Annotated in this window: 7 protein-coding genes; 3 read left to right on the top strand and 4 right to left on the bottom strand. The window is 30.0% G+C overall.

What is annotated here, in order from left to right; translation table 11 throughout:
• Together ABF682_RS10900 and ABF682_RS10905 are read left to right on the top strand one after the other, a co-directional pair.
• A partial coding sequence (locus tag ABF682_RS10900; protein WP_415619815.1) for a hypothetical protein occupies positions 1 to 402 on the top strand: 402 nt, incomplete at its 5' end.
• Between the two features lie 492 nt (positions 403 to 894).
• Positions 895 to 1,806 (top strand): DMT family transporter, encoded by a 912-nt coding sequence (locus tag ABF682_RS10905; protein ID WP_415601297.1) that lies wholly within the window; start codon positions 895 to 897, stop codon positions 1,804 to 1,806.
• 281 nt (positions 1,807 to 2,087) lie between these two features.
• Here ABF682_RS10905 and ABF682_RS10910 read toward each other — a convergent pair whose 3' ends face one another.
• The 3 genes from ABF682_RS10910 to ABF682_RS10920 all read right to left on the bottom strand — a co-directional run bounded on the left by ABF682_RS10910 (position 2,088) and on the right by ABF682_RS10920 (position 4,536).
• Entirely contained in the window at positions 2,088 to 3,239 is a 1,152-nt protein-coding gene (locus tag ABF682_RS10910) for an MFS transporter (RefSeq protein ID WP_415601376.1), read from the bottom strand.
• Between the two features lie 81 nt (positions 3,240 to 3,320).
• On the bottom strand, positions 3,321 to 3,614 hold the full coding sequence (locus ABF682_RS10915) for an ArsR/SmtB family transcription factor (protein WP_415601374.1): 294 nt from the start codon (positions 3,612 to 3,614) through the stop codon (positions 3,321 to 3,323).
• Positions 3,615 to 4,170: 556 nt separating this feature from the next.
• Positions 4,171 to 4,536 (bottom strand): MarR family transcriptional regulator, encoded by a 366-nt coding sequence (locus ABF682_RS10920; RefSeq protein ID WP_415601372.1) that lies wholly within the window; start codon positions 4,534 to 4,536, stop codon positions 4,171 to 4,173.
• Positions 4,537 to 4,629: 93 nt separating this feature from the next.
• Here ABF682_RS10920 and ABF682_RS10925 point away from each other — a divergent pair, with 93 nt between their 5' ends.
• Positions 4,630 to 5,163, top strand: a complete 534-nt coding sequence (locus tag ABF682_RS10925) for an NAD(P)H-dependent oxidoreductase (RefSeq protein WP_415601370.1) — start codon at positions 4,630 to 4,632, stop codon at positions 5,161 to 5,163.
• Positions 5,164 to 5,490: 327 nt separating this feature from the next.
• Here the strand turns inward: ABF682_RS10925 and ABF682_RS10930 are convergent, their stop codons facing one another.
• Complete coding sequence (locus ABF682_RS10930) at positions 5,491 to 6,267, bottom strand: CHAD domain-containing protein (protein ID WP_415601368.1); 777 nt, start codon at positions 6,265 to 6,267, stop codon at positions 5,491 to 5,493.
• Positions 6,268 to 6,731 lie beyond the last annotated feature (464 nt).

Raw genomic sequence — 6,731 nt, forward strand, 5'->3', positions numbered from 1 at the left:
AATTATATGTGTAATAAAATTCAGGAAGTTATACAACTTAATTTGGATTGGAAGAAAACACTTTTAAAAATTGGAATTTTTGAATTAGATTTTGCAAAAAAGGTTGGCCTTGAAGTAACTACAATTGCTTTTGTAGCAAATCTTCAAGCAAACATGAGTACTCCTGGGAACCATTCAAAAAAAAGAATATTTTCAAATGAAATTAAAAAAATCACGGATAGCTTTAGTAATAATAATCTTGCTTATCAAGAATTTGAATCTATCATTCGTGGAGTTATGCTTACTTGGTGTTTTAGCAATGGGAAAATTGACGTTATTAAATTGGGGAATAGTTTATTGGAAAAATATATAAATAAAATCAATGATAACGAGCAAAGAATTGTTCAAAACCCGAATATCTAGAATGTGTACTGATTAACTAGCTTTGCATATATAGCCAAACAAATGAGATTTAAGCTTTAAATTAAGTAACTTTATCTGTATAATAATTCATTAGAGAAGTTATTATATTCGAGACAGTGACGACAGTGTGTATTTGTTATAGCCACTATTAATTGATTGAATTACAATATCATGTATTTAAGTACTAAATTACTAGTTTCACCAGTCGAACCTGAAGTAGTTGGTCTATCTGTTGTAATTGGTGCTTTTTTTGTGGGAATTGTTGTGAGGTACATACCCACTTAAAACAATTGTTGATGTTAATATTGAGTCAATGAACATATTATTTTTGTAATAGTGATTGCGACATTATTAGCAACTTTACTGTTATGCTGGTCATTGAGAAAGTTAGCTAAGATATAGTGTGTAGATTATGAAAAATTTTTAAAAGTTCCCCCAAGGTGAAGGAGAATACTTTGATTTTGGGAGCTATTTTATTTTAAGAAGGGAAATATGAAATTGAAAAAATGGCAAGCTAATTTAATTTTACTTTTAACTGCAATTATTTGGGGAAGTAGCTATATTTTGATTAAAATGGCCCTTAAGGGTAATATGCCTTCGGGTGTAATCAACACCTTACGAGGAGCAATATTTGCGGGGCTAATTTATATATTTTTTAGAAAAAGATTACATAAATTAACAAAGAAGGATCTAAGGATAGGTGTTTTTGCAGGAATTATCAACTTCTTAGGCTATCAATTACAAGCATTGGGTTTAAAGTTTACTACTCCAAGTAATAGCGCTTTTTTAACTGCAACTTATATTGTTATGATTCCGTTTATACTTTGGATTTTTAATAAAGACTTCCCAAAATATAAAAGTATTTTAGCGATTATCATTTGTTTTTTAGGGACACTATTTTTAACTGGTACAATTAATAACGGCTTTTCTTTTCATATTGGTGATATCTTAACCTTGTTGGCAGCTTTTTTTTATGCACTACAGATTGTTTACTTTAGTAACAAGGTCGCAGATGTGGATCCATTTGTAATTTCATTTTTGCTAGGAATAGTTCAAGTAATTGCTAGTGGGTTATGGTCATTAACCTTTGAATTCTCGTCATATAGCAGTATAAATTGGGCAAGTGCATTAATACCAGTAATAGTATTAGGTGTTTTAGCTTCTTTCGGGGGACAAACATTACAAGTAATTGGTCAAAAGTATACTGATGCTACTTCATCGGGGATTATTTTAATGACTGAATCATTATTTGGCAGTTTATTTTCAGTTACCCTTGGTTTCGAAGAATTAAGCTACGATTTGTTAATTGGAGGAACCTTAATAATTGTCTCTATATTGGTCATGGAAATTAATATCAGACAACTCGTCTTTCAAAAAAAATGGCGTAACTTTAGGAAAGACTAATGTTTGCTTTAGTATAACCACTTTTGTTTCATCATCTAAAAGATAGTTGTGGGTAATAATAATGTAAATTTATTCTGAAAAGTTGTCAAAGTTAAATCATTGTTAGACGATCATAAAATGTTGTTACTACAAAAAACTTAGCCTCTATCAATATTCAAACCTATAACATTCATATTTCTAAAAAGTCTATTTTATCAACTAATTACTTAAAAAATATAGTAGTCAAAAGAATGTCTTTTGGGCACTTTTGCCTGCTATATTTTTTGACATATACAAATTGCTTACTGACTTCTGAAATAACCTTGTCGTGCATACAATAACATTGCTAGAGAAACACCAGCAACTGTAAAAGTAGCAATACCGTAGAATCCTGCAAAATTTTTAATTAGAATACCACCAAATACTCCACCAATTGCTTCACCCAAGTACATGGCTGCATTTGTTAGAGATGACATTGTTCCTCTTGAATTAGGAGTTTGTGCTTGTAGGGTACTCATGAATAGTGGAAAAATTGCTCCACCAATAAAATAGATCATGGCTAAAATAACGGTTGCTATAATTACGGATGATGAAAATGGTAAGATTATATATCCCAAAATGAACAGTATGAATTCGTACATAAAAGCTTTGGGTAAAGTAAGTAGTTCTACTAATTTAGATCCAAAAAGACTGCCTATAAATTGACCAGCTCCAATAATTAAAATAAAACCACCTATAGAAGCAACTGGCAATGAATAGCTTTTGGAAAACCATGTTCCAATAAAGGAAAATGCACAAAAATTAGCAGTTTGAAAAAGTAGGTAAGAAAATAGTAATTTTAAAGCCGATTTATTTTTAAAGAAATCACGATAAATATTAATTGAATTAACTTTTTTCTCAGTTGTATTTAAATTAGGCAAATAGACTATTATTAATCCTGTTAAACCCAATGCAATTCCACCAACAAAAAAGAAGGGAAAGCGCCAGGACCATGTTGCTAAAAAACTTCCTAAGGGGACACCAATAATTTGAGCAATTGCTAATCCAGCTGTTGCATAACCCATTACTTTAACAACTTTTTCTTTGGGAAAAAGCAATGGAATCGAAGCCCATACTTGAGGACCTGCTGTAGCAGCTGCGATACCAGCGATAAACCGAGTAATTAACATTATTAAAAAAGTATTTGCTAAACCACAAGAAGCAGTCGCCAAGGCAAAAAATATTAACCCAACCGTAAGAATCTTTTTTCGATTATATTTATCAGAAATCGGCCCAACAATTAATGCTGTTATCATATAGCCAATTGCGTAAGAACTTACCATTAGTCCTGAAATACTTGTAGAAACTTTATAATAATTAGTCAGTGTAGGCAATAAAGGAGATACTAAAAAAGTGTCTGTACCGATTACAAACATTATTAAAAAAAATAGAATTGATAAACGACGATACTTCATATTTTACTTCACTTCCACCATTCATTTATAGTTTTAAAATTATCAAACAATTAAGCAAGAAAAAAAGCACAAAAGTGCCTTCTAAAGCTGATTAAGTAATCCAGGTAATAATGCTTCAATTTTGTCTAGATTTAAACTAACATATTTTTGTCTTCCTTGTGTTCTTGTGTTAGTAATTCCGATTTCTCTTAATGTCCGCAAATGGTATGACATTGTAGATTTATCAATTTCTACATGCTGATTTAACTCATTACACCCCATTTCATGACCAACATGATAAAGCATACTGACAATTTTATATCTTCCTGGATCTGAGAGAGCAAAAAATATTCGTTGCTTCAATTCACTATTTGTATCCAACTGTTTGATATTCATAAAACAATTAAAACACAAAAATTTTAAAAATACAAGAAGGGGTTAATTGAGAAAATAAAAAGTATAGAAAATTAACAACATTCTGTCGAAATAAACTTGTAGGGTAATTATAAGATAAGAGAAGTTGCTATAAGAACGTACATTTTCTTCAGGTTTCAAACCTAAATAATTAGTTTGCAAAGAGATTTTTTAATATACGCTAATAAAGATTCAGAGTATTCTCTTCCAAAAATAATATTTGCCCATTTTATCACCTTATTAATTACGATTATACAATGTCTTTTTTTAGTTATGCAATTGCCAGTTTTACAATATACAAGAAAAGCAACAATCATGGTGCTTTTTTACTTGGTGATAAAACTTATTTTATTCAATTTCACCTAGGAGAATGACATAAAAAAACATTAATGATGTCTTTAATACTAGTCAATAAAACCGATTGTTACTTTTCACGTAACTCATTAATTTCCTTTAACATTTCTGCAAATCTTGCAAGTTCTTTATTACTAAATCTTGCAGCCATTTTATTTAGTTTCTGATTCTCTGTTTTATGATACTATACATGTAAAATAGCCAAAGTTTGACCAGATTCAGTTAATTTTAAATACACATCTTTTTTATTATCGGTGTGGTGATATTTTTTTACCAATCTCTTTTTTACTAACCGATTAACTATTTTTGAAACTGTCCCTTGAGGGAAGTAGGCAGATTCAACTAGCTCTTTTATTCTAATTTCTGAATGAGTTGCTATCAGATTTAAAATGTCTAAATCAGTCACAGAAACATCAGAGATTACTTCACTTAAGGCTATTTCAGTAGCATGTTTTAATAAATGTTCATGAACTTTCTTTGTATTATCAAATGCTAAATATCGATGTAATTCATTATCAATCTGCTTTAGTAGTGGGATTAATTCCGACATATATATTCCTCCGAATATAAATTGACAGTTTTTATCTTTACTGTTACCATCATTATATTCCAAGGAATATAAAAATGTAAAGAAGGAATGAATATGCATGTAGTAATTGTACTTGACCATCCATATACTTTGAAATCAAGTGAAAATATCCCACATAAAAGATCATACTCAGCAGCGCTTACCAAAAATTCCATTGATATCTTAAAAACACATAATCATGCTGACCATTTTAATCCTGTTATAGATAAGCAGGGGTTAACAAATTGGCGCACTAAAGAATATGTAGATGAACAAAGTCAAAATTATCTATTACGATTGAAAAAAGCGGATGAAATAATTTTTATCTTTCCTGTTTGGTGGGAAGTAATGCCTGCCATGTTAAAAGGCCTTATCGATAAAGTCTTTTGTAAGGGTCAGATAATAAAAATTGATGGACAACGCCAAATTTTAAGTTTAGATACAAAAATTAGAATTTTAACAGTTATGGGTACGCCTCGTTTTATTTATAAACTACATTATCGAAATCCACTTGGAAACATGCTTAAAAGGGGAGTATTCGGAAAAATGGGGCTAAAAAATTTTAAAATAGCTTACTATTATGCAAAATATGTTAATCAACGAATTTAAAGAGGATTATGTTCAATACAAGAAGTGTTAAATTATAAACTATTACAGGCAGCCTTACTCATTGCGTGTTTATTAGAACTAACCATAATTACTAATAGAACTTCTGACAGATTTTTTGGCTGATAGAAAAATAATGATAATCATCTGTAGTGGTTTTTAAATTGATTAATCAGAGAAAAAAGGCGGACTGCCACTAGCGCGTTAATATAGAAAAACGATAGACTATAAAAAATGAGCCAAAACATAAGTTTTGACTCATTCCCGCTGTTTAACACAACAGTTAATACTAAAACACACCATCTCTTGTAGTTAATTTTCTCTTTAATCCTAGTTGGCATAAACTTTCTTTTGAACTTGAGCAATACGCAACAACAGTTTCTTATCATTCTGGTTGTTGCTTTGGGCAGCAAAATTACATAATAAGCCATAATTTACATGTGCATCAGTGATGTTACCACAGACATATTGAATTTTTTTAGCTTTCTTGCTAATCTTTTTGGCTTTTTTAGGGGCGAACTCTATAAAGTAAGCTGCTGAATATCTTAAAGTTTTAGCTTTTTTACGAATACGGTGTACACGAGTATAATCCTTAAAGTCCAAATCATTATAGAGTTGGGACAGTTTCTTTTCCCGCCGGTTTAATTCTTGATAAATATATTTGTTCCAATCGTTTCCTTCATTAAAATCAAGAATCAACTGGTCTTTGACCTGGGTAAGGTTGGCTATTATTTCTTTTTGGACTGTCGTTGTCAAAGTTTTATGCATTTCTTTTTTTCGTTTGTTATGAAAACTTTGGAAAAAGTGACGATAATCAGTTCTTTTTTCAGGATGATTATAGGCAAATTCACTAGATTTAGCAATCAACACGTCTAATTCTCGTAAGTCATTGAAAACTTTTGCTGCCTTACTGAGACTTTTATCAATATCAGCAAAGGTATTGGGGGAAAAATCTCGCTTTAAAAATTTGAATAAGCTACGTAAAGTACGGATAGCAACACGCAAGTCATGAGTTTGAGCAGCATCATAAGGATTATTTTGATAGCGGATCAGCTCTTTTTCAATTAAATCATATTGTAACTGCAAAATAGTTAAAATTGACTTCATTGTGTATTCCTCCTTTTTAATAATTCAGGTAACAAGAAAATAAGATAAAGTTCAAAAGAACAATTGAATTCAACTTCAACATACCATATCTAGATAAATAATTGGAGAAATAAGGCAGTAAAAACTGAAACAATTAAAAATAAAAAAAGTCATCAAATTCTACTAAATAAATCAAGTTTTTTTTAATAAAATTTCGGATGACTATTTTTTGAAATTTATTTCTGCCTTTTTCATTCTTAATGAGTATTGTCTAACAAAAATATGATAAAATTACTCATTATTAATATAAAGTATAAGTTTTACAATTAATTACTTAACTAGTGGAGGAAGATATGTTTGAAAAACAAATTGCAGTTTTTTTAACCTTATATGTTACGGGAAGTTTTACAAAAACAGCTGAAAGATTATTTATGCTCCTATGTCAATAAATGGCACATCTTTTTCTAAACACTCGTTCTAATTCT

It is taken from the genome of Liquorilactobacillus sp. (genome assembly GCF_047719775.1).
Classification (GTDB): Bacteria; Bacillota; Bacilli; order Lactobacillales; family Lactobacillaceae; genus Liquorilactobacillus.

Coding starts and splice junctions, on each gene's coding strand:
- ABF682_RS10920 (WP_415601372.1), bottom strand. CDS start 4,536: ATGTCGGAATTAATCCCACTACTAAAGCAGATTGATAATGAATTACAT.
- ABF682_RS10910 (WP_415601376.1), bottom strand. CDS start 3,239: ATGAAGTATCGTCGTTTATCAATTCTATTTTTTTTAATAATGTTTGTA.
- ABF682_RS10905 (WP_415601297.1), top strand. CDS start 895: ATGAAATTGAAAAAATGGCAAGCTAATTTAATTTTACTTTTAACTGCA.
- ABF682_RS10915 (WP_415601374.1), bottom strand. CDS start 3,614: ATGAATATCAAACAGTTGGATACAAATAGTGAATTGAAGCAACGAATA.
- ABF682_RS10930 (WP_415601368.1), bottom strand. CDS start 6,267: ATGAAGTCAATTTTAACTATTTTGCAGTTACAATATGATTTAATTGAA.
- ABF682_RS10925 (WP_415601370.1), top strand. CDS start 4,630: ATGCATGTAGTAATTGTACTTGACCATCCATATACTTTGAAATCAAGT.